The 24079-nt window shown below is 70.2% G+C and carries 12 protein-coding genes and 2 pseudogenes; all 14 read right to left on the bottom strand.

Features of this window, described 5'->3' with window-relative positions; all coding sequences use genetic code 11:
- Positions 1-5 precede the first annotated feature (5 nt).
- The 14 genes and pseudogenes from AB6807_RS19320 to AB6807_RS19255 all read right to left on the bottom strand — a co-directional run bounded on the left by AB6807_RS19320 (position 6) and on the right by AB6807_RS19255 (position 24048).
- Positions 6-1571 carry an ABC transporter substrate-binding protein gene (locus AB6807_RS19320; protein ID WP_371085806.1) on the bottom strand — a complete coding sequence of 522 codons (1566 nt, stop codon included), beginning with the start codon at positions 1569-1571 and terminating at the stop codon, positions 6-8.
- A 68-nt stretch (positions 1572-1639) separates the two neighbouring features.
- Positions 1640-2710, bottom strand: a complete 1071-nt coding sequence (locus tag AB6807_RS19315) for an ABC transporter ATP-binding protein (RefSeq protein WP_371085904.1) — start codon at positions 2708-2710, stop codon at positions 1640-1642.
- A 24-nt stretch (positions 2711-2734) separates the two neighbouring features.
- Positions 2735-3709, bottom strand: a pseudogene (locus AB6807_RS19310) (ABC transporter ATP-binding protein); the annotation flags it as partial.
- A 26-nt stretch (positions 3710-3735) separates the two neighbouring features.
- The gene (locus tag AB6807_RS19305) at positions 3736-4635 is read right to left on the bottom strand and encodes an ABC transporter permease (RefSeq protein ID WP_116909753.1); all 900 of its coding nucleotides are present in this window, start codon (positions 4633-4635) and stop codon (positions 3736-3738) included.
- Positions 4632-5606: an ABC transporter permease gene (locus AB6807_RS19300; protein WP_371085805.1), complete on the bottom strand. Its 975-nt coding sequence runs from the start codon at positions 5604-5606 to the stop codon at positions 4632-4634. The genes AB6807_RS19305 and AB6807_RS19300 overlap by 4 nt, the downstream gene beginning before the upstream one ends.
- Positions 5603-7168 carry a SidA/IucD/PvdA family monooxygenase gene (locus tag AB6807_RS19295; RefSeq protein WP_371085804.1) on the bottom strand — a complete coding sequence of 522 codons (1566 nt, stop codon included), beginning with the start codon at positions 7166-7168 and terminating at the stop codon, positions 5603-5605. The genes AB6807_RS19300 and AB6807_RS19295 overlap by 4 nt, the downstream gene beginning before the upstream one ends.
- Positions 7169-7182: 14 nt before the next feature.
- A complete protein-coding gene (locus AB6807_RS19290; RefSeq protein WP_286514700.1) occupies positions 7183-8151 on the bottom strand; it encodes a LysR family transcriptional regulator in 969 nt (322 codons plus the stop codon).
- A 146-nt stretch (positions 8152-8297) separates the two neighbouring features.
- The gene (locus AB6807_RS19285; protein WP_371085903.1) at positions 8298-9899 is read right to left on the bottom strand and encodes an MFS transporter; all 1602 of its coding nucleotides are present in this window, start codon (positions 9897-9899) and stop codon (positions 8298-8300) included.
- Positions 9900-10043: 144 nt separating this feature from the next.
- On the bottom strand, positions 10044-19088 hold the full coding sequence (locus AB6807_RS19280; RefSeq protein ID WP_371085803.1) for a hemagglutinin repeat-containing protein: 9045 nt from the start codon (positions 19086-19088) through the stop codon (positions 10044-10046).
- Positions 19089-19098: 10 nt separating this feature from the next.
- Positions 19099-20874 (bottom strand): ShlB/FhaC/HecB family hemolysin secretion/activation protein, encoded by a 1776-nt coding sequence (locus AB6807_RS19275; RefSeq protein ID WP_371085802.1) that lies wholly within the window; start codon positions 20872-20874, stop codon positions 19099-19101.
- Positions 20875-21024: 150 nt separating this feature from the next.
- Positions 21025-21465 (bottom strand): annotated as a pseudogene (locus AB6807_RS19270) (SRPBCC domain-containing protein); the annotation flags it as partial.
- Complete coding sequence (locus tag AB6807_RS19265; RefSeq protein ID WP_371085801.1) at positions 21363-21935, bottom strand: ArsR/SmtB family transcription factor; 573 nt, start codon at positions 21933-21935, stop codon at positions 21363-21365. The gene AB6807_RS19265 and the pseudogene AB6807_RS19270, both read right to left, overlap by 103 nt.
- A gap of 70 nt (positions 21936-22005) precedes the next feature.
- Positions 22006-22827 carry an alpha/beta fold hydrolase gene (locus AB6807_RS19260; RefSeq protein WP_371085799.1) on the bottom strand — a complete coding sequence of 274 codons (822 nt, stop codon included), beginning with the start codon at positions 22825-22827 and terminating at the stop codon, positions 22006-22008.
- Positions 22828-22959: 132 nt separating this feature from the next.
- Positions 22960-24048, bottom strand: a complete 1089-nt coding sequence (locus AB6807_RS19255; protein ID WP_371085798.1) for an NADH:flavin oxidoreductase — start codon at positions 24046-24048, stop codon at positions 22960-22962.
- Positions 24049-24079: the final 31 nt, after the last annotated feature.

The raw sequence follows: 24079 nt of genomic DNA, 5'->3' as shown, positions 1-24079 counted from the left end.
CGCCCTCACTTGAGCCGGGTGACCTGCATGGCCGTCGTGCGGTCGCTCAGGAGCGGCTCGACCTTCAGGCCCTTCTTCGCGGCCCAGATGTTCTGGTAGTGGTACAGCGGGATCTGGCCGACGTCGTCGGTCACCAGCTTGGCGGCGTGGCGAAAGATGGTTTCGCGGCGCTTGGCGTCGAACTCGACCGTGGCGGCGTCCAGCGCCTTGTCGACCGACTCGTTGCTGTAGCGGCCCCAGTTGTTGGAGCCGCGGCCGCGCTTGGCGTCGGGCGTGGTCAGGGTCTGCAGCAGGCCGTAGCCGGCCTCGCCCGTGCCGTTGCCCCAGGCGATCACGCTGACGGCGAAGTCGTTCTTGTTGGCGCGGCTCGAGTACACGGCCCACGGCACCACCTCGACCTTGGTCTTCACGCCGATGCGGCTCCAGAACTGCGCCACGGCCTGCACCGTCTCGGGCGCCTGCGGGTAGCGGTCGCCCGGCACGTGGATCGCGATCTGGAAGCCCTGCGGAAAGCCGGCCTCGGCCAGCAGCTTCTTCGCCTGCTCGGGGTTGTAGGCGATGTCCTTGACGTCGGGGTTGTAGCCGAAGCTGCCCTTGGGCATCCACTGGTTGGCCTCGGTGACGGTGCCCTGCAGCACGCGGTCGACGATGGCCTTGCGGTTGATGGCGAGCGACAGCGCCTGGCGCACCTTCAGGTCGAGCAGCGGGTTCTTCTCCAGCGGCTTGCCGGCGTTGTCGGTAATGAACTCGTTGGCCCCGGGCTTGAAGCTGGGCTGCAGCAGCAGCACGCGCAGGCCGGGGTAGGTGTACACGCTGACCTTCGGGTCCTTGCGCAGCTTCTCGACATCGGTCACGGCCACCTTGTCGATCACGTCCACGTCGCCGGCCAGCAGCGCCGCGGTGCGCGCCGCGCCGTTGTTGATGAAGCGGTAGTTCACCTTCTCCCACGCGGGCTTGGGGCCGTAGTAGCCGGGGTTGCGCTCGAACACGGTGCGGTCGCCCGGCACGTACGAGACGAACTTGTACGGGCCGGTGCCGACCACCGCGCGGCCCGCGTTGTAGTCCTCGGTCTTCGACTTCTCGCCCACGTGCTTGCTCACGATGTAGATCGATGCGATCTCCAGCGGCAGCATCGGGTTGGGCGTGTTGGTCTTGATGATGACCGTGGCCGCGTCCTTGGCCGTGGCCGACTCGACCGTGCGCAGCGCGCCCGAGTACGAGGCCACGCTGCCCGGCACGTTGCGCGCGCGCTGGAAGGAATACACGATGTCCTCGGCCGTGAACGGCGTGCCGTCCTGCCACTTGATGTCGGTGCGCAGCTTGAATTCCCAGGTCTTGTCGTCCAGCGTCTTCCAGCTCGCGGCAAGCGCGGGCTCCAGCTTGCCGCCGTCGCGCGAGTTGACGATGGAGTCCCAGAAATGCAGCGCCAGCGAGCGGTCGCCCGCGTGGTTGTTGAGCTGCGGGTCGACCGAGGAGACCGGGTCGGCGAAGCCGATGGACAGGGTCTGGGCCGATGCGGCGACGCCCGTGGCGAGCAGCGCGGCGGCAACGATGGGGAGCAGGCGGTTCATGAAAAATCCTTGGGTGAAAGCAGTGATCGGGTCGGCAACGAGCGAAGAAAAACGGTGGGCGCGCGGCATCAGCCGGCGTCGTACAGGTGGCACGCGGTTTCGTGCCGGATCGCGATGCCGCGCAGCCGCGGCGCCTCGGTGCGGCAGCGTGGCATCGCCTGCGGGCATCGCGGATGAAAGTGGCAGCCCGAGGGCGGCGCGATGGGGCTCGGAATTTCGCCGCGAATGGCGCTGAAGGCGGTGCGCCGCGCGTCGATGCTCGGAATTTCGGCCAGCAGCGCCTGCGTGTACGGATGCGCCGGCCGCGCGAACAGCTCGGCCACCGGCGCGCTCTCGACCACGCGGCCCAGGTACATCACGACCACGCGGTCGCACAGGTGCTCGATCACGCCCAGGTCGTGGCTGATGAACAGGTAGGCCAGGCCGAGTTGCTCGCGCAGGTCCATGAAGAGGTTGAGGATCTGCGCCTGGATCGACACGTCCAGCGCGGCCACCGCCTCGTCGCACACCAGCATCGACGGCTGCACGGCCAGCGCGCGCGCGATGCCGATGCGCTGGCGCTGCCCGCCGCTGAACTGGTGCGGGTAGCGGTGGCGCAGCGCGGGGTCCAGCCCGGCGCGCTGCAGCTGGGCGCACACGTAGTCGTCCTGCCCCGCGGCATCGGTGAGCCCGTGCAGCAGCGCGGCCTCGCCCACGATGCGCGAGACGCGCAGGCGCGGGTTCAGGCTGGCGTACGGGTCCTGGAACACCATCTGGATGCGCAGGCGCGCCGCGAGCTGCTCCGGCGCCGACAGGCTCGCCACCGGCTTGCCGCCGACGCGCACCTCGCCCTCGGTCGGCGCGAGCAGGCCCGCCGCGATGCGGCCCAGCGTCGACTTGCCGCAGCCCGATTCGCCGACCAGCCCGACCACCTCGCCGGGGCGCACCGACAGGTCGACGCCGTCGACCGCGTGAGTGACCACAGGCGCTTTGCTCAGCCCGATGCTGCGCAGCGTGCGGCCCACCGCGCCGGGTGGTGGCGTGGCGCCGAAGCGCTGCGCGACCTGGCGCAGGTCGACCAGCGGCAGGTCGTGTTCCTGCGCCGGCGCGCGCGTTGCAGCGGGAACCACGGCGGGAATCGCGACGGACACCGCTGGCATCGCTGGCACCAGCTTGCCGCGCTGCGGATGAAAGCAGCGCACCTCGTGCCAGGGCGCATCGGCGCGCGGACGCGACACCTCGGGGCGCTGGCCGCAGGGCGCGTCCGCGTGCGGGCAGCGCGGCGCGAAGGCGCAGCCGGCGGGCATGTCGAGCAGGCTGGGCGTCATGCCCTGGATCTGCCGCAGCCGCGCGCCGCGTTCGTTGGCGCTCGGCAGGCTGTCGATCAGCCCGCGCGTGTACGGGTGCTGCGGGTGGTCGAGCACGTCGGCCACGGTGCCGTGCTCCACGATGCGGCCCGCGTACATCACCGCGATCTCGTCGGCCAGGCTCGCCACCACCGACAGGTCGTGGCTGATCCAGATGAGCGAGGTGCCCGTCTCGCGCACCAGCTTCTGCACTTCGGAAAGGATCTGCGCCTGGATCGTCACGTCCAGCGCCGTGGTCGGCTCGTCCGCGATGATCAGGTCGGGCCCGTGCAGCATCGCGATGGCGATGGCCACGCGCTGGCGCATGCCGCCCGACAGTTGGTGCGGGTAGGCGCGCAGCCGCTCCTCGGGGCTGGGGATGCCCATGCGCCCCAGCGTGTCGCGCGCATGGCGGCGCGCCTCTTCGGTGGACACGCGCTTGTGCGCCCGCACCGCCTCGATCATCTGCGTGTCCACGCGCAGCACCGGGTTCAGCGTGGCCATCGGGTCCTGGAAGATCATGGCGATGCGGTTGCCGCGCAGCTCGCGCCGCTCGGTGGCCGGTAGCTGCGTGAGCTCGCGGCCCTGGAACAGCACCTGCCCGCCCTCGACCCGCCCGGGCGCGTCGACCAGGCCCATGATGGAAAAGCCGGTCACCGACTTGCCCGAGCCCGATTCGCCCACCAGCCCCAGCACCTTGCCGCGCCCGAGCGTGAACGACACGCCGTCGACCACCGGCAGCACGCCGGCGCGCGTGTGGAAGCGCGTTTGCAGGTTGCGCACTTCGAGTGTCGGCACCTCGAGTGCCGGCATAGACAAGTCCTGCACGGGAACGGCGCTCATTTCTGCAACCTCGGGTTCAGCACGTCGCGCAGCTGGTCGCCCACCAGGTTGATCGCGACGATGGCGGCCAGCAAGGCGACGCCGGGAAAAAAGCTGATCCAGTACTCGTTGGACAGCAGGTACTGGTAGCCGTTGGAAATGAGCAGCCCCAGCGAGGGCTCGGTGATGGGCACGCCCAGCCCCAGGAACGACAGCGTGGCCTCCAGCGTGATGGCGCGCGCGATCTGCAGCGCGCCAATCACCAGCAGCGGCGGCAGGCAGTTCGGCAGGATGTGGCCTGTCACGATGCGCCAGCGCGCAATGCCCTGGCCTCGCGCCGCGTCCACGTACTCGCGCCGCGCCTCCACCAGCGCCTGGCCGCGCGCGGTGCGTGCGTAGTAGGCCCATTCGAGCAGCACCAGCGTGAGCATCACGTTGCCCACGCCCTTGCCCACGTAGGCCAGGATCATCAGCGCCATGAGGATGGTGGGGAACGACAGCAGCAGGTCGACCAGCCGCATCAGCAGCGCATCAACCTTGCCGCCCGCATAGGCGGCCACCAGGCCCACCAGCGTGCCCACCACCGCGGCGATGAGCGCCGAGCCCACGCCCACCGTCAGGCTGATGCGCAGCCCGTAGACGATGGCCGAGTACAGGTCGCGGCCCTGGCCGTCGGTGCCCAGCCAGTAGGTGTAGCCGCCCTCGCTGCTGTGCGAGCCCGGCGGCAGGCGCGCGTCGAGCACGTCGAGCTGCAGCAGGTCGTACGGGTTCTGCGGCGTGATCCACGGCGCGAGCAGCGCGGCCAGCACCACCAGCGCGAGCACCACCAGCCCGCCGATGGCGATGCGCGAGTGCAAAAAATCGGCGGCCACGCGCCACCAGATCGAGCGTTCGTCGTAGCTTTTTGCCGCGCTCATTTCGCAGCCTCCAGCCGCACGCGCGGGTCGAGCAATTTGTAGAGCAGGTCGACCACGAGGTTCAGCGTGACGAAGATCACCACCACCACCATCAGGTACGCGACCACCACCGGCCGGTCGAGCGAGTTGATGCTGTCCAGGATGAGCTTGCCCGCGCCCGGCCACGCGAAGATGCTCTCGGTGACCACCGCGTAAGCGATGGTCGCGCCCAGCTCCAGTCCCAGCACCGTGACCAGCGGGATCATGGTGTTGCGCAGCACGTGCACCAGCACCACGCGCGTGGGCGTGAGGCCCTTGGCGCGCGCGAACTTCACGTAGTCCTGCGGCAGCACCTCGCGCACGCCGGCCCGTGTGAGCCGCAGCACCAGCGATATCTTGAACAGCGCCAGGTTGAACGCCGGCAGCAGCAGGTGCTGCCAGCCGTCGAGCGTGAGCCACGACCACTGCACGCCGAACAGCTCGCGCGTGGCGCCGCGCCCGCTGGCGGGCAGCCAGCCGAGCTGCACGCTGAACACCATGATGAGCATCAGCGCCACCCAGAAGGCCGGCAGCGAGAAGCCCACGATGCTGGTCGCCATGAGCGTGCGCGACACCGGGTGCTCGGGCTTCATGCCCGCGAACAGCCCCAGCGGCACGCCCACCACGATGGCCATCAGCAGCGCCGCGAAGGCCAGCTCCATGGTCGCCGGCAGGCGCTGCAGGATGAGGCGCACCGCGTCTTCCTGGTAGACGAAGCTGCGCCCCAGGCTGCCGTGCAGGGCGCCATCGACGAAGGCCAGGTACTGGCGCCACAGCGGCTGGTCGAGCCCCAGGCGCGCAATGGCGGCCAGGCGCTCCTGCTGGTTCATGTCCTCGCCGATCAGGATGTCGATCGGGTTGCCGATGGCGTGCAGCCCGATGAAGACGATGACCGTCATCGCGATCACCACGCCCAGCGCCTGCAGCAGGCGGCGCAGCAGCCAGCCGGTCATGGGGCTGCCTCGCGGCCGGCCACTTCAATGGCTCCTGTGGCTCCTGTGGCTTCGGTGGCTCCGATGGCTTCAGCTTCGTCGGTGTAGGGCGGCAACACCGAAGGCGTCCACTCATCGCCGTCGAGCTCCGGCTCGGCATAGCGCTGCATCGCGGCGAAGTGCAGGTCGGCGTCTTCGCTCAGCAGGCTTGCCGCCAGGCCGCGCGCCAGGCGCTGGGCGCCGTCGGTGATCTGCGGAATGTCCCCCGCCGCGGCGCCGTGCGACAGCGAGGCCGCATAGTTGAAGCAGTGCACTCGCTCGAGCCCCGGGCAGGCGCCGGGCGTCTTCGGCTGGAACTCGAACAGCGGGCCGAGGTCCGGCGACTCGTCGAGCTCGCTGTCGGCCATGCCCTCGGGCGGCGTGAAGCGGTCGCGCCACACGCGCACCTGCGAGGAGAACGCGGCGAACTCGGGCCGCAGCGCCCAGTCGGTGCGAAAGCCGGTGCTGAAGACGACGAAGTCCACCGCCAGCGGGCCCTTGGCCGTGTCCAGCCGCAGCGCGCCGTCGGCCCGCCGGGCGGCGCCGAGCACGGGCGTGCCGAGCTGGAAGTGCGCGTTCGCGTGGCGCGACACGCGCAGCGTGCTGCCGTGCGGCGGCGGCACCTGCTGCACGTTGATGTAGTGGCGCACCCGCCATTTCCACTCGTCCGGCAGCTGCCAGAAACCATGGACCATGCCCGGGTTGCCCGCGCCCTTGCCCTTGTTGATGCGCGGCAGGTCGGCGCGGCGGATCAGCAGGTCGACGCGCGCGGCGCCGGCCTCGAGCGCGGTGGCGGCGGCGTCCATCGCCGAGGCGCCGCCGCCGACCACGGCCACGCGCTGGCCGCGCAGGCGCTCGGCGTTCCAGCGCTCCGACGAATGGGCCCAGCGCTCGCGCGGCAGCGACGCCGCCCACTCGGGCACCCAGGCGCCGCCCAGGCCGTCGCGGCCCGTCGCGAGCACCACGTGGCGCGCCTGCACGCTGTAGGGCGCTGCTTCCGAGGCCAGGTCGATCAGGTCGATCTGCACCACACCGTCGGCGCGCGGCAGCACCGCCCTCACCTCCTGTTCGTTGCGCACGTCGAGGGCCAGCACCTGGCGGTACCAGCGCAGGTAGTCGGCCCACTGCAGGCGCGGGATCTTGTCGAGCGCGTTCCAGGCCTGGAGGCCCCACTGCGCCTCGAACCAGGCGCGAAAGGTCAGCGCCGGCAGGCCCAGCGCGGGGCCGGTGAGCTCCTTGGGAGAGCGCAGCGTTTCCATGCGCGCGGTCGTGGCCCAGGGGCCTTCGAAGCCGGCGGGCGAGCGGTCGTAGATGCGCGCGCGCACGCCCAGGTGCGTGAGCGTGGCCAGCAGCGCCAGGCCGGCCATGCCGCCCCCGACGATGGCGACGTCGAGCAGCGCATCGCCTTGTGTCGCGCCCTGTGCAGTGTTCTGCGGAACCCATGGCCTGGCGGGCAGGCCGAGCCACGCCAGGTCTTGCCGCAGGCGCGCCTCGAGGGCGGCCAAACCGATGGGCGCGGGGGTAGAGGAGGTGTGGGCGTTCATCGCAAGGGGCTTTTTCAGGTGGGGCTTTCGTCGCCGTACAGCGTGCGCAGCAGCTCGGCATGCGCCGAGGGGTCGTGCTGCACGAAGTTCGGCAGCGCGCGGGCGGCGGCCAGCAGCGCGTCGATCAGCGCGCGCACCGGCGCCGTCACCGGCTTGGCCTGCGGCGTGACCACGCCGAAGACGAAAGGAATGTTCGTGTCGATGGGCCGCACGGCCAGCCCGTCGAGCGGCGCGCCGTAGGCGCTCAACGGCTCCAGCACCGCCACGCCGAGGCCGGCGCGCGCCAGCGCCTGCGCGTTGACCGACGAGTTGGTCTCTATCAGCGCCTCCCTGCTCGCCGGGCTGTGGCCGGCGCGCGCCAGCGTCGCGTCGATGCGATGGCGCAGGCGAAACGGATTGCTCATGGTGATGAGGCGGCGCTGCGCCAGCGCCTGCAGCGGCACCACCGCGTGCGCGGCCAGCGGGTCGTCGCTGCGCAGCACCGCCACGCAGGGCATCTCGCCGATCCAGTGCACGTCGAGCCCACGGTGCTCCAGCGGCAGGCTGCTCGCGCCGAGCTGCACCGCGCCGCTGAGCACGGCATGCACCACCTGCTCGGGCGAGGCGCTGCGCAGCTGGATGGGCGTGGCGCCGGTCTGCGCCTCCACCCGCTGCAGCGCCTGCGGCAGCAGCCCCAGCGCCAGCGCCGAGGTGGCGGCCAGCAACAGCGGCTGCGCGTTGCCGCGCGCGATTTCGGCCGCGCGCAGGTGAATCTGCTGCAGGCTGCCCAGCGCGCGGTCGACGTCTTCATAGAGCAGAAAGCCCTGCTCGGTGGGCGTCACGCGCGGGCCGTGGCGGGTGAACAGCGCATAGCCGATTTCGGCCTCCAGCTCCTGCACCAGGCGGGAAACCGCCGGCTGGGAGCGCTCGAGCAGGCGCGCAGCGCCGGTGACGCTGCCGGTCGACATGACCGCGGCGAAGGCCTCAAGCTGCCGGAGTTCCATCGGGTTCAGTATCCATTTTCATGATCATGAGGCCATGATCATGCAAACTACAAATACTTCCTGCTCATTAGCTTAGGCAAATAGGCTTCTAAAGCGCGCTCCCGGGCCTGTTTCGAGGGGAAAACTCGACTGGAAAGCGGATGTTTTCAGGCGCCCGGGGAAGGCGCCTTGCCTTCGCCCGTGACGGGCCTGGGCTCCACCGCTTCGGCCCCACCAGCGTTCGCGCCGCGCAGCCGCACGGCCACCAGCACGCCCACCGACAGCAGCACCGCCGCGCAGATGCCGGCCGTCAGGCGCAGGCCGTGCATCAGCGCCTCGCGTGCCGTGTCGAGCAACTGCGCGCCCGCGCCGCCCGTGAGTTGCCCGGCCAGCGCCACCGCGCCGCCCAGGGTGCTGCGCGCGGCCTCCACCTCCACAGCGGACAGGCCCGCACCGGATGGCGCGGCATCGGCCATGGTCGCGCGGTAGATCGCCGCGCCAACGCTCCCCAGGATCGCGATGCCCAGCGCGCCGCCGAACTCCGAACTGGTCTCCGAAATGGCCGAGGCCACGCCCGCGCGCTCGGGGGGCGCGCTGCCGACCACCAGGTCGGTCGCCAGCGTGAACACCGGCGCGAGGCCGAGCGAAGACACCACCGCGCTCGCCACCATCCAGGCCAGCCCGTCCTGCGCTGGCAGCACCACCAGCATGCCGAAGCCCAGCGCCGCCACCGCCAGCCCGCCGCCCATCACGAAGGCCGGCCGCATGCGCCGCACCAGCGCCGGCACCACCATCGAGCCGACGATGAAGGCGCCCGCGCTCGGCATGCTCCACAGGCCCGCGTGCAGCGGCGACAGGCCCAGCACCAGCTGCAGGTACTGGGCGTTGTACAGAAACATGCCGAACATCACGAAGCACGACAGCATGTAGGCGCCCAGCGAAACGCTGAAGGCGGGCAGCGCGAACAGGCGCAGGTCGATCATCGGGTCGGCCAGCCGCTTCTGGCGGCGCGCGAACACCCAGCCCAGCAGCGCGCCGAAGGCGATCGACAGCAGCGGGAGCGTGTGCACCCCGTGCTCCGCGATCTGCTTCACGCCGTAGATCACCGCCAGCACCGCGCCCAGCGACAGGGCCACGCTGGCCAGGTCGAGCCGGGCCGCGTCGGGGTCGCGGTACTCGGGCAGCAGCAGCGGCCCGAGCACCAGCAGCAGCGCCATCACCGGCACGCCGATGAGAAACACCGAGCCCCACGCGAAGTACTGCAGCAGCACGCCGCCCAGCACCGGGCCGATGACGGCGCCGGCCGAGAAGCTCGATATCCACACCCCGATGGCCACCGTGCGCTGCGCCGGGTCGAGGAACATGTTGCGAATGAGCGAGAGCGTCGACGGCGCCAGCGTGGCGCCCGCCACGCCCAGCAGCGCGCGCGTGGCGATGAGCATGTTGGCGCTGGTGGACAACGCCGCGAGCACCGAGGCCACGCCGAACGCGGCCGCGCCGATCAGCAGCAGCCGGCGCCGGCCGATGCGGTCGCCCAGCGTGCCCATGGTGACCAGCAGGCCGGCCACGAAGAAGCCGTAGATATCGACGATCCACAGCAGCTGCGAGGCGGTGGGCTTGAGGTCTTCGCTGATCGACGGGATCGCGAGGTTCAGGACCGTGAGGTCCATCGAATAGAGCATGCAGGGCAGCGCGATGACGGCCAGGCCGGTCCATTCGCGTGCGGTGGCGCGGGCGGGAGAAGCATCAGGGTGCGGGGTCGGTTGGATGTGCATGTCACGGGGCAGGAAGGACGCGTCGGCGCGCCGGTGCCACGGATCATGCAGAGGCGGGCCATACCGCTGTCCCGCAAAGGGTTTCCACGCGGCCGGAGCGTTCGCCGCCCCGGCCGCGCTGGATGGCCCCGCGCCTGCCTAGTTGCCCGAGAAGCTCATCGGCACGGTCTTCACCGAACCGTCGGCCTGCGGCACGCTGACGTTGACCTTCAGTTCGCCCTTGAAGTCCGCCGGCGGCTGGCCGCTGAACTTGCCGGTGGCGGGGTCCAGCTTCAGCCAGGCCGGCAGCGGCTTGCCGTCGGCGGTCTTTGCCGCCACGGTCTTGCCCGCGGGCAGCGTGGCCGGCATCGGCACGCTGGCGCTGATCTGCCGCGTCGCCGGGTTGGCGGTGCCCTGCGTCACGGTCACGCCCTGGCCGCCGGCCAGCGTGGTCTTCTGGCTGGTGTTGCTCGACTCGGTCTCCACGCCGACCGAAGCCACGCCGCTGCCCTTTTTCTGCGTCAGTTGCGCGGGTGTCTTCGGCGGGGCCGAGGTGGGCGGCGCGCTCGGGGCGCCGGCCGGGGCAGGCGCCGTTGCCGGAGCGGGGGCAGGGGTCGGCGTCGTGGTCGGCGTCGATGTTGTCGTCGAAGGCGACGGCGCCGTCGCCGGCGTCTTCGCGCCCGTCTTCTTCTCGGGCGTCAGGCTCGAACCCGAGCCCGATGCCGACACCGCCACGCCCAGCGAGCTGGAGCTGCTCCGGGCTTCGGTCTGCGTCACCGTGCCGCCCGCCGTCACGCCGATGGCGCCGGTCGCCGCAACCTGCGTGCCTTCGAGCGAGGTGTTCCTGCCCGAGGACAGCGAGATGTTGCCGCCGTTGCTCTGGATGCTGGCACCGGTCGCGATGTCGCTGTTCGCCTTGCCGTAGCCCACGCCCACCGATGCCTCGCCGCTGCGCTCGTCCATGGTCTGGCCGCCGGTCTTCTTGCCGGTGGCGGCGTTGGTGGTACCGCCCACGTTGTCCTTCTTGCCGCCCGAGGCGGCCGCGCTCACGTCGACGCTGAGCGATTCGCTGCTCGACGTGCTGCGCGCGGCATTGAACGCGAGGTTGCCGCCGGCCTGCACCGCGATGTCGCTGTTGCTCGCGATCTGCGTGCCGGTGAAGGTGGCGTCGCCGCCGCTCTTCAGCGTCAGGGGGCCGCTGCCGCTGCGCACGCTGCCGGCCACGTCGTCGCTGCCGCTGCTGGTCGACTTGGCGTAGTTCACCGCGGCGCTGCCGCTGCCGCCCTTCAGGCCGGCCGACACGGCCACGTCGACGCCCACGTCCTGGCTGCTGGCGCTGGCCGTGTTCTTCGCGGCGGCGAAGTCGAGCTTGCCGCCGGCGCTCACGCTGGCCGCGCCGCCGGCCGCGAGGTTGGTGCCCTCGAAGCGCGTGTCGCCGGTGGTGGCCACCGCGAGGTTGCCGCCGGCCGAGATGCCACCGACCACCGCCGTGCTGCTGCTGCCGCTGCTGGTACCGCCGGCGTAGTTGACGCCCACCGCCGCGCTCTTGTTCACCAGGTCCACGCTGACGCTGCCGCCCGCGCTGGTGCTGTTGCTGCTGCCGCTGGCGGTGTTCCTGGCCGCCGTGTAGTCCAGCGAACTGGCGCCGATCGTCACGTCCTTTCCGGCCGCGATGTTGCTGCCTTCCAGGGTGGTCGCGCCGCTCGACTGGCTGTTCACGCTGCCGCCCACCTTGATGTTGGACACCACCGCGTTGCTGCTGGCCGACTTGCTTGCGCTGTCGTCGTGCTGATAGCTGGCGCGAATGCCGGCGCCCGCGTCGCTCGAGGTGCCGCCCGGCTTGCCGGCGCCCGGGCCGGCGCTGGCGCTCGCGCTGGCTTCGGCCGAGGCCTCGGCGTACACGCCGACCTTGGCGGTGTCCGTCGCGCTCTTCGCCGAGCTGTAGGTCGTGTTGGCCGCGGCCAGGCTGGTGATGGTCTTGGCCGACTGGTCGAGGTTGCCGCCGGCCTCGATCTGCGTGCCCACGTCCGTGATGTTGTTCGTCGCGGTGCGCGTGAGGTTGCCGCCGGCCGAGATGCTGGAGGTCTGCGCCGTGGTGGAGCCGTCGACCGTGCTGCCGCGCGTGTTCGAGCCGTAGAGCCCGATTTCGCCCGAGGCCTGCGCCTTGGCCGACACGCCCGCCTTCGCGCCGAGGCCGGCCGAGGCGCCGCCCTCCACGCCGGCCTCGGCCTTGCCGCTGGCATAGAGGCCGGCGCTGGTGACGCTGCTTTGGGTGGTGGTCTCGTGGCGGTCGTCGACCGCCTTGAACGTCATGTTGCCGGCGTCGAGCTTCATGTCGCCGCCCGACGCGAGCTTGGAGCCTTCGACGTTCAGCGTGTCGCTCGCCTTCACGGCAAGGTTGCCGCCCGCGCTGATGGACGAGCCCTGGTTGCGCGTGTCCAGCGTGGTGGCGGTGGTGTCGCTCTTCTGCACCAGGTCGAGACGGTTGTCGCTCGACGCGGACACGCCCGCCGATGCGCTCGCATTGGCGTTCGGAATTCCCTTGCCGGCGGCCGCGCTGGCGCTGGCCTCGGCCTGCGCCTTGACGGTGTTGTCGGTGCTGGCCATGAGGCCGACGCGGGTCGTGCTGACGTTGGTGCTGGAGGTCGACTTGTCCTCGGCCGCGAGCAGGTTCACGTTCTTCGCGTTCACGCTCGCGTTGCCGCCCGCGCTCACGCTCGAGCCTTGCAGCGTCACGTCCTTGCTCGCGTTGACGGCAAGGTCGCCGCCGAAGTTCAGTGCGGAGCCGACGTACTGGAGGTCGGTGGTCTGCGTCTTGGTGGTGGTTGCGGAGCTGAAGGCCAGCCCCGCCGCGCCACGGCCCGAGGCCTGGGCGCTAGCCTGCGCCGAGGCGGAGGCCGAGGCACCGTTGTGGTCGCTCTTCGAGGTCGCCGCCGCGCTCGCGCCCGCGCTGGTCGCGCTGCTGCTCGACGCGCCCACCTGCATGAAGCCGCTCTGCTTGGTGGTGGTATTGGTCTCGTCGTAATTGCGCCCGGCCAGCACGTTCACGTTGGTGGCGTTCAGCGTGCCGCTGCCCTTCACGTCCACGCTGGAGCCCTGCACCGTGATGTCCTTGCCGGCTGTCATCGATGCATTGCCGCCCACCTGCAGCGTGCTGCCCACGTTGCGCACCGAGTTCGAGTCGGTGGTGACGGTGGTGGAGCCGTACAGCGAGTTGTTCATGCCGAAGCCACTGGCCTGGCTCTCGGTGTGCGTGGCGGTGCTGTTCTCGCGCGCCAGGATGTTCAGGTCGCCGCCGGCCTTCAGGTCGGCATTGCCGGCGGCCTTGGTGTCGGTGCCGGCCAGCGTGATGTCCTTGCCCGCGTCGATGGACAGGTTGCCCCCGCTGCTCAGGCCCGACTTCACCTGCGTGACGGTGGTCGTGGTGGTGGTCGTGGTGCCGGTGCCGCCGTCCTGCTTGAAGACGCCGCGGGTGGTGTCCGCTCGCTTGTCCTGAATGGTGTCGAAGCTCACGTTGCCGCCTGCTTTCAGGCTCGCATCGCCGCCCGCCGCCACGTTGGCGCCGGTGTTGGCGATGTCTTTCGCCGCGGCTAGCGACAGCGTGCCCGTCGACTGGATCGAGGCGGTCTTGCCGATGTCGGTCACATAGCGCAGGTCGCCGCCGGAGCCGCTCGCGGTCGTCTGGTTGACGATGCTGCCCTGCGTGGACGAAATGGCCACGTTGCCGCCCTTGATGGTGCCCGAGGTGTTGGTCACGTCGCCGACCGACACCACGTTGAGCGCCTGGTTGCCGGCAAGGGTGCCACCGGTGTTGGTCAGCGAGCTCAGGCTGAGGTTGGCCGTGTCCGCGGTAATGACGGCGCCCTGCGTGAGGCCGGAGCGCGTCTGCGGCGACAGGTAGACCACGGGCGCAAGCACCACCTGGCCGTTGATCTCGGTCTGCACCATCCACACGATATCGTGCTTGAGGCCGGCTTGCTGCTCGGGCGTGAGCGCCTGGCCGTAGACCAGGCCCAGCGCCTTGCTTTCGCCGGCGGCCGAGTCCATGAGGTTCTTTACCTGCGTGGCGGCATCCCTGGCACCGGCGAGCAGCGAATTGCCGGTCTGCGCCACCAGCTGCTGCTTGATCAGGTAAGCCTCGTAGCTGGCATCGCCGAGCCGGCGCACCAGCGTGTCGGCGTCGTAGCCCAGCAGCTTGGACAGGTAGTCGGAGCCCACGGTCGACGAACCGATCTGGTAGCGCGGGTTGCTTTCCACCAGGTAGTTGGCGCCCGGCTCGCGGGCCAGCACGTACAGGCCGTTCGGGTTGGTGGGCAGGGGAATGTCGATGCCGCCGAAAGCCGTGCCCTTCACGCCGTTGGCCGCGTTCACCGCGACGAAGGAGATGGCCGGGCGGCCGTTCAGCGTGGTGACGGGGGTCACGGTGCCGGTGGTGGCGCCGGTGGTGCCGGTGGTCGCGCCTTCGACATTGCCCTTGGTGGCGTCCGCGCCGTCCCGCGGCTTGACGGTGGCGTTCTTGGCGGGTCCTTTGACGATGTCCTGCGTGGCCGCCGTGGAGCCGTTGTTGGTCAGCGCGAAGTTGGTGCCGCTCAGCGCGCGCGCGAACACGCCCGCGCCGATGTTGCTGATCTCGGAGAGCTTGTCGGTGGTGGTGTCGTCCTCGACGCGGCGCTTGTAGTAAGTGTCGCCGCCCGCGGCGACGTACTTGGTGTGCTCGGTCCAGGTGCGCGTGTAGGTGGTTCGCTGCAGCGCCAGGTCGTCGTTGTCAAACTTGGCGCCGGTGCCCGTGCCGGTCAGCGTGACCGTGTCGCCGGAGATCACGCCGCCCAGGTTCTTGCCCACATTGAAATTCAGCTTGACCGCGCCCGCGCCGGTGATCTGCGGCTTCACCTTCGGGGTGCCCCCAAAGTAGAACTGGTCCGTGTACCAGGTCTGCGAGTAGTACCAGTACTCGTGCTGGTCGTAGCAGTCGCCGTCGAAGGGGTTGTGGCAGAGGTAGTGCTTGCCGTCGTGGCCGGTTTCGGTCTTGACGGGGGTCGAGGCCGGACCGTCCCTGCGCGTGTCGCCGCCCGGCACCTCGTTGCGCAGGGTCTGCGCGGAGATCGTGATGGAGCCGTTGCTGTCGATGGTGCTGTTGTTCACCAGCGTGTTGGCGCGCAGCTCGACCGACGTGCCCGCGCTGATGGTGCCCTGGTAGGCGTCGAGCGACGCGGCGTTGGTCAGCGTGCCCGATTCGGCCGATGCCGTGAGCGCACGGCCCGCGTACAGCGCGCCCTTGTTCATCAGGTCGCCCGTGGTGGCGGTCACGCTCAGGTCGTGCAATGCGGAGATGCCGCCCGTGAGGCCGTTGGTGACGGACGGCGCACTCACCGTCAGGTCGTTGCCCGAGAACAGCAGCCCATTGTTGGTCAGCGCGTTGGTCGTGGAGATGCGGGTCTGCCAGGGCGCGTCGACCGGCGCGTTCGTGTCGGTGGAGCCCAGCACGGCCGCGTTGGCGCCGGCCAGCGTGAGCGTGCCCAGCGTGAGCGTCATGTCGCGGTCGGACGACAACGTGGCCCTGTCGGCCAGCGCGATGGTGCCCAGCGCGGCCGTGAGCCGCTGCCCGACCACCGTACCGGCGGCGCCGATGTTCAGCGTGCTGCCCGCGCCGCCGTTCACGGCGAGCGTGCCGCTGCGGCTTTGCATGAGGCCGTCGACGGTGGCGGTGTAGTTCTTGCCGTTGCGGCCTTGCAGCGTGAGGTCGCGTTCCGCGATGACACTGCCCTTGCCCGCCAGCCCGCCGGTGCCCACGCCGAGCGTGAGCGCGCCCGCCGATTGCAGCTTGCCGTCGTTCGCCACGGTGGTGGCCGCGACCGTGCCGGCGCCGCCCGCGGCGCTTGCCACGCTCAGCACGCCGGTGGCGGTGTTGGTGAGCGTGCCGGCGACCGACACCGTGCTGTCGGCGCGCGTGCCGCCCTGGACGGTGCCGCTGTTGTCGATGCTGCCGACATCCACGGCCAGCCCGTCCCCGAGCATCTTGCCGCCCTTGGCGTTGGTGAGCGTCGTGCCCGTGCCCTGCACCACGAGCTGCTGGCCGGCCTGCACCACGCCGGAGGCGCCGTTGTCCAGCCCGGTGCCGACGTCGGCGGTGAGCGTGCCGGCGGCGATCAGCTTGCCGGTGTTGGTGAGCTGGTCGGCGGTGAACGTGCCGCTGCCCGCGCTTTGCAGCGTGCCGCTGTTGGTCAGCGTACCCGTGACGCTGACGGTGTCTGCCGCCGAGCCCTGCTGCGACAGCAGCCAGGTGCCCGCGTTGTCGAGGCTGCCCGCGGCAATGGTGCTGCCGGTGTTGGCCTGCACGCGGCCGGCGGCGGTGTTGGTCATGCGCGCGGCCTTGAGCGCGAAGGCACGGTCAGCCAGCAATGTGCCGCTGTTGTTCACGGTCTGCGTCGCCGCGGCGTTGCGGTCCGCGATGTCGATGTCGGTCGCCGCGTGCACCGTGCCGCTGTTGGTCAGCGTGCCGCTCACGCGCAGCGTGGCGGCACCCGCGCCGGCTTCGATGGCGCCGGCGTTGGTCAGGCCGTTGACCGCATTCAGCGCCACGGCCCGGCCCTTGATCGACGCCGTGGCGGCGTTGCCCAGCGCGTTGCCGCTCGTGAGCGTGAGCACGCTGCCGGACTGCAGGGCGCCGCCCGCATCGTTGTTCAGGTCGCCGGTGGTGGACGCATCGATCTTGCCGGCAGCGAGCACGTTGCCGCTGTTGACGAGGCTTGCAGCCGTCACGCCGAGGTCGCCCGCGCTTTGCAGCGTGCCGCTGTTGGCGGCGGCGCCCGCCACGGCCACCTGGTCCTTCGCGCCCGCGCCCTGCGAGAGCAGCCACGTGCCGGCGTTGTCCAGCGAACTCAGCGTGGCCGCGCTGCCGCTGGCGGCCTGCGCCCAGCCGGTGGCCGTGTTGCTGAACGACGCGGCTTTCAGCGCAAGCGCCTGCTCGGCCAGCAGCTTGCCGCTGTTGACGACGGCCTGCGTCGCGCCGCCCGTGCGGTCGGCGATGTCGATGTTGCCCTTTGCGTGCAGTTGGCCGCTGTTGGCCAGCGTGCCGTCCACGCGCAGCGTGGCGTTGCCGCTGTCTGCCGTGGCGATGCCCGCGTTGGTCAGGCCCTTGGCAGCCGTGACATTCAGCGCCGCGGCCTTCAGCACGCCGGTACCGGTGTTGGAGACGGCACCGCCGCTGGCCACGCCCAACGTGCCGCCGGCCTGCGCGGTGCCGCTGTTGGCGAAGCCGTCGGCCGTCGTCGCCGTGAGGTCGGTGGCGGCGAGCAGGGTGCCGCTGTTGTTCACGCTGCCCGCGCCCACCGCCACGGCGCCCGCGCCTTGCAGCGTGCCGCTGTTGGCGAGCGTGCCCGTCACGCCGAGCTTGTCGCTCGCGCCGCCCGCTTGCGACAGCAGCCATGCGCCCGCGTTGTCGATGCTGGCTGCGTCGACCGTGCTGCCGGTCTGCGCCTGGATGCGCCCGGCGGCCGTGTTGCTCACGGCGGCGGCCTTCAGTGCCAGCGCCTGTTCGGTCAGCAGCGCGCCGCTGTTCGTGACGCTGGCCGTGGCGCCGCCCTTGCTGTCGGCGATGTCGAGGTTCAGCGCCGCGTGGATCTGGCCGCTGTTGGCAATGGCACCGTCGGCGCGCACCGTCACCGCGCCCTTGTCCGCCGTCATCGTGCCCGCGTTCGAGATGCCGTTGCCCGCCGTCAGCGCGAGGTTGCCGCCTAGCGATTGCAGCGCACCGCCCGTGGCCGTGCCGATCTTGCCGCTTGAAGTGAGCGCCATGTTGCCGGCCGACTGCAGCACCGCCAGGCCCAGCGCCAGGTCGCCCTTGTCGGCGCTGGCGATCAGGGTGCCGCCGCTGCTGTACAGCTTGGTCGCCCCGGTGGTCACCAGGTTGCCGAAGGTGCCGTTCCAGGCCGCCGCCGCGCTCCACTCGGTGGCGCCCAGCGACGCGGCGTTGCCCACGGACAGCGTCAGCGCGCCGCCGGCGCGGCGCAGGTTGTTGTTGGCCAACCCGGAGGCACTGGCCGTGTCGAGCAGGCTCGCGGCGCTCACGGCAAGGTCGGTGCCCGCCACCAGCGCGCTGCCCGACAGGGTGGCGCCGCCGGCCGCGGCGAGCGTGGTCCTGCCGGTGGAAGTGAGGCTGGCGTCGGCCAGCGCGAGCGCATTGGCGTCGGTGGCGGTGGTGGCGATGCCCACGTCGCCCGAGGCCGAGATGCGGTTCTGCAGCTCGACCTTGCCAGCCGCTGTCAGCGTGAAATCGCCGGCGCTGGCGGCGGCGTCTCCCAGCATGCGCACGCCCACGCCCGCCTCGGTCGAGGTCATGCGGATGCGGTTGGCATACATGCCGCCGAGCGCGGCCGTGTCGATGGCGTACACCGGCGCGCTGCCGGTGGGCGTGGCCGCGCCGGTGACGGCGCGGGTGTCGTAGCTCCAGCGGTTGGTGCCGGCGACCACGTTCACGTCCTGCCCGTTGACCGGGGCCTCGATGCGCACCGAGCGCGTCACCAGGTCGAGCACCTGTTGCGCCGTGGCGTTCAGCCCGGTGCCGGTGATCAGGATGTCGCCCTGCCCCACGCTGAAGCCGCCCAGCTCGCCGTTCGATGCCAGGAACGGGTTGCCGGTGGTGAGCGTCACGCGGTCGGTGTTGATGAAGCCGCAGCCCGAGCAGGTGATGCCGTAGGGGTTGGCCAGCACCACGTCGGCCCTGCCGCCCAGCACCTCGGTGAAGCCGGCCAGCTTGCTGCGGTTGTTCGACACCACCTCGTTCAGGATCACGCGCGCCGCGTTGGCCTGGTTGAAGTTGGCCGTGACCTGCCCCGCCAGCTGCGACTGCCAGGCGATCTGCGCGCTGGTGGTGTTGTTGAGCACCAGGCCGGTCGCGTTGACGTTGAAGCTCTGGTACTGGTTGTGCGACAGGCCGGCCGAGTTGGCCTGGTTGATGTTGACCACCGTCACGCCGTTGGGCGCCACGTAGGCATTGAGGTTGCTGCCGGGCGCCACCACCACGGAGGCGACCTGCGCGAACGCGAAGGGCGGGGCTGCCAGCGCCAGCGCGCCCCAGGCCACGACGGCGGCACGGCGCGCGGCCAACTTGCTGCTCTTGCCCTTTCCGTGCCCGCGCGCGGTTTCCGCAACGGCCATCCAGGTGGCGGACGCGGCGTTCCAGAGGACTCGATAGATGTGGTTCATGGTGCGGATCTCAGAGGGAAGCGGACAGGCGGAAGCCGTACAGGGTGCCTTCGCGCTTCAGCGCGGCGGGCACGTGGACGGCGCGCGAAGCGAAGACGTCGAGGCTCAGGGTCTTCCACTGCACGGCGGCGCCCAGGGTGGCGCCCGACAGCGAACCCGAAGGCACGCCGCTGGCGCGGTTGCTCACGCGGCCCACGTCGAAGCCGGTGTAGACGCGGCCCGACAGCGCAGCGCCGCCGTTCAGCGCCACCTGCCACGGCATCGACAGCTCGTTGCGCACATAGAAGCCGCTGTCGCCGCTGAGCACGGTGTTGAGGAAGCCGCGCACCGACGAGCCGCCGCCGATCAGCATCTGCTGCGTGCCGTAGAGGGTGTCGTACGCATGCTGCCCGCTGAACTGGCTGGACCACACGAACGCGCGCTCGGCAACGCTGAAGCGCCGCGAAAAGCCCAGGTCGAGCGTCAGCTTGCGGAACTGCGCATGCGGCAGGTCGTCGGGCAGGGTGTCGGCGTCGCGCAGTGCGCCGAAGGCCGACAGCCCTTTCACATAGCCGAGCCGCGCGTTGAAGATGCCGCCGCCGATCTGCGTGAAGGCGCTGGCCGCCAGGTCGAGCGTGCTCAGGTCGCGGCTGCTGACCTGCAGGAACTCACCGCCGAGCCAGTTGCGAGTCGACTGCGTGCCCACCCGGGCCGACAGCGAGACGCGGCTGGCCTGGTCGCGGTACACCACGCGGTCGGCCGAGAAGCTCTTGCTGATCGTGCGGCCCTGCGACGTGAGGCTCTGCCCGCTCGGCAGGCGCAGCACGTTGGTGTAGTCGCTCTGGCTGGCGTCGATGCTGAATGTGTTGTAGCCCAGGGGCAGCACGGCGCGCAGGCCGGTCGAGTCCGACTTGTGGTCCCAGCGCTCGGGCAGCACCGACTGGCGCTTGGTGACCGACAGCAGCTCGTTCAGGCCGAGCAGGCTGTCGAAGGTGACGGTGGCCGAGGCGTTGTCGGTGCCGGTGGCGCGCGTGCCCGAGTTGTCGAGCGAGGTGTACAGGTGCACCGGGAACGTGGCGGGGTTCTCCACCACCACCACGGTCTGCCCGGGCTGGCTGCCGGGGCGCAGGTCGAGCCGCGCGTTGTTGGAGGCCAGGCTGTTGACCTGGTCGATGCCTTGCTCCAGGTCGCGCAGGTTCAGCAGGTCGCCGGGGCTTGCCGGAAACGCGCCACGGACCCACTGGGCGCGTTCGCTGCCGCCAGTGACTTCGAAGCGCTCGATCCGGCCTTCGACCACGGTCACTTCAAGCACGCCGCTGCGCAGGTCTTGCGCGGGCAGGTAGGCGCGGGTGGTGATGTAACCCCGGTCGATGTAGCTCTTGGTCAGCGTGGCCAGGATGGCTTCGAGGTCCGCCACGCCCAGGCAGCGGCCGGCGTTGGCATTCTGGACACTGCGTTGGAGGTCGTCGGGCAGGTGCTGGGTGTCGCCACTGAAACGAATCTCGCGAATGTCGCGGCACGGCGCGCCCAGCTCGGGCACGGACACCTGCGGCTTGACCTGTTGCAGGTTGGTGCCGCCGGGCGGGGGCAGCGCGCGCATGGCGCGGTCCTGCTCCTCGCGCAGGCGGTCTTGCTGCTGGCGCTCGATGATCTGGTTCTGGCGGTCGACCGCCGCGGGGTTGACCTGCGCATGGGCCGCCATGCCGAGCAGCGCGCCGCCCAGCAAGGCCACCGGATGACGTAGGAGCGGGCGAATGCCGCGTGCGAAAAGGCCGTCAGACGACGGTCGCGAAACAAAAAGACGCATGAAATCGGCTCGGTTGCGGAGCCGGGCTGCCGGATTCGGGATGAATCGCTGCAGAAACTCACGGGTCCATAAAATGCAACCGGAATATCACAGATACCAACAGAAACTTACATACCCAGTTTCAAGTATTTGCAGCCGCTTCCCTGCTGGCTACAACCACTTCCCGAGCTTGGCCAGCGCCCCCGACCAGCCATGCGTGTGCCCCTCGCGCGCCGCCTCGTCGAAGAACTGCTCGTGCAGCAGCACCAGCTCGCAGCCCTGGTCGTCGGGTTTGATGCGCACGGTGACGCGCGACTCGCGCTCGGGCGTGCTGCGCCAGGCCCAGCTGAACACCAGCTTGCGCTGCGGCTCCACCTCCAGGTAGGTGCCGCTCACGTCGTGGGTTTCGCCGTCGGCCGCCAGCATCGCCACTCGAAAGCGCCCGCCCACGCGCAGGTCGATCTCGGCGATGGGCACCGCGACGATCTCGTCCGGCCCGAACCAGTGCTTCAGCGCTTGCGGGTCGGTCCACGCGCGCCAGACCTTGTCGGCGGTGGCGCGGTAGTGCCTGCGGAGGGTGAGCGAGGGGCGCTCGGCTGCGGCTGCGGCTGCGCCTGCGCCTGTACCTGTGGAAGGGGGTTGGGCCATTCGGTTTGCTCCTGCGGGTCGAGAAAGCGCGCCAGCGCGTCGAGGCGTCCGCTCCAGAACTTCTCGTAGCGCGACAGCCACACCGCCGCCTCCTGCATGGGCCGGGGCGAGAGCTCGCAGCGCACGACGCGGCCCTCCTTGGTGCGGGAGATGAGGCCGGCGTCTTCCAGCACGCGCAGATGCTTCATGAAGCCGGTGAGCGACATGCCGTGCGGCTCGGCCAGCTCGGTCACGCTCAGGCTGCGCCGGCCCAGGGTCTCGAGCACGGTGCGGCGGGTGGTGTCGGAGAGCGCGGCGAAGATGGCGTCGAGCTGGGCGGTGAGGGGCTCGGCAACACCGGGGCCGTCGTCGTCGGTCGGCGTGCCTTGGGAGGCGTCTGGAGAAGAAGAAGAAGAAGACGACGACGACGAAGAAGAAGAGGCTGGGTGAACCATGTGGTTGAGTATCTGGCGCACCCCGCAACGCGTCAAGGGCGTGGCCGCCCCGGTGCGTGCATTCCTTCGCTCAGCCTTTGGCGAAGGCCAGCAGGTCCGCGCTCACCTCGTCCTTGCGCGTGGTGCACATGCCGTGCGGCGCACCCTGGTAGACCTTCAGCACCGCGCCCTTCACCAGCTCGGCCGACAGCAGCGCCGAATCGGCGATGGGCACGATCTGGTCGTCGTCGCCGTGCAGGATGAGCGTGGGCACGTCGAACTTCTTCAGGTCGTCGGTGAGGTCGGTTTCCGAGAAGGCCTTCACGCAGAAGTACGAGGCGGGCATGCCCGCCGCCATGCCCTGCTGCCAGAACGATTCGCGCACCCCTTCGGACACCTTGGCGCCCGCGCGGTTGTAGCCGTAGAAGGGCATGCTCAGGTCTTTCCAGAACTGCGAGCGGTCGGCCAGCACGCCCGCGCGGATCTGGTCGAAGGCCGCGAGCGGCGTGCCGCCGGGGTTGACCGGCGTCTTCACCATCAGCGGCGGCACCGCGCCGATGAGCACCGCCTTGGCCACGCGCGCGGTGCCGTGGCGGCCAATGTAGCGCGCCACCTCGCCGCCGCCGGTCGAGTGGCCGACGTGAATGGCGTCCTTCAGGTCGAGCTTCTGCACCAGCGCGGCCAGGTCGTCGGCGTAGGTGTCCATGTCGTTGCCCTGCCAGGGCTGGCTCGACCGGCCGTGGCCGCGGCGGTCGTGCGCGATGCAGCGAAAGCCCTGCGAGGCCAGCGCGAACATCTGGTCCTCGAAGGCGTCGGAAGACAGGGGCCAGCCGTGGCTGAACACGACGGGCTGGCCGCTGCCCCAGTCCTTGTAGTAGATCTCGGTGCCGTCGGCGGTGGTGATGCTGCTCATGAAGAACTCCTCTGGATGAATGGAGCCTTCACTGTGGGTGCCGCGCGTTGCGTGGGCGTTGCAGCGGGGGGTGCGCGTGTTTCAGGTGCAATGCAGGTGCCGGGTTGCGCCCTCGCGCCTGGCGCCTATCGCCTATCGCGAGCCATGCAAGACGAAGGTCTGCCATCCCCGCATGTGGTCGATGAAACGCTCGCTCAGCCCGCCCTTGCGCAGGTACTCGGCCGGCACCGGCAGCGACGGGCTGTCGTACGCCGCATCGGCCATGACCTGCAGGGGAAAGTCCCGCTGCAGGATGCCGGCCCTGGCAATCAACACGAAGTCGCACCCCTCGTCCAGCAACTCGCCGGCGCGTCGGGCGCTCATGATCTTGCCGGCGGTTCCGAGGCGAACGCCCTTGCGAGGCAACCCGGTGAACAGGCTCAGCATGGTCTTGCCGCGAAAAGGCCCCTCTGTCACGACCTGGGCAGAGTCCCACAAGGCAAGGTCGAGGTAGTCGATCAGTTCGCGATCGAAGATGTACGCGGTGACCTCGCGCAGCTCCTCCAGACGCAGCCCGTAGCGCTCGATCGACAGCCGCCAGCCGATCTGGAAGCCGGCACCGCATTCCCGGCGGATGCCTTCGATCACTTCCAGGGTCAGGCGCGCCCGGTTCTCCAGGCTGCCGCCGTACCTGTCCCTGCGGTCGTTCAGGTGAGGCGACATGAACTCCGAGAGGATCCAGCCGAACGCGCCATGCACCGCGACGCCATCGAAGCCGGCCCGCTGCGCGCGTTTCGCGGCGGCGATGAAGCTGTCGCGAATTCGCTCCACTGCTTCCGTCGAGATCGCGCGGATGCCCGGTAAGGTGCCGCCGGAGGCAGGCGCCGGGATTCCTCCCAGCAGCGGGTTGGCACGGTGGCCTGCGTGGTGCAACTGCACCGCGGAGAGGCCCCCGCCGTCCCGCAGGGTCGTGGCCATGCGGGCCAGGCCTGGCAGATGGTCATCGCTGTGGATGCCCAGCTGCCGCGCGAACGCGATGCCACCTGCTTCCACGGTCGTGGCACAGGTCTGGACCAGCGCATAGCCGCTCTGCGACAGCTGTTCCATCCAGAAGTGGTCGTGCACGGACGCCGTGCCGTCGAGTTCGCTCTGCTGGTTGGTCAGCGGCGCCAGCATGAAGCGGTTTCGCATTGCCGGGCCATGCAGCAGCGTGAGCGGCTTGAACAGATCAGAAACAGACACGAAAAAACTCCAGAAAAATTAAGAGGGCTCG

The sequence above is a fragment of the Variovorax sp. RCC_210 genome, from assembly GCF_041355175.1.
Classification (GTDB): domain Bacteria; phylum Pseudomonadota; class Gammaproteobacteria; order Burkholderiales; family Burkholderiaceae_C; genus Variovorax.
This window is presented reverse-complemented; position numbering and strand designations above follow the sequence as displayed.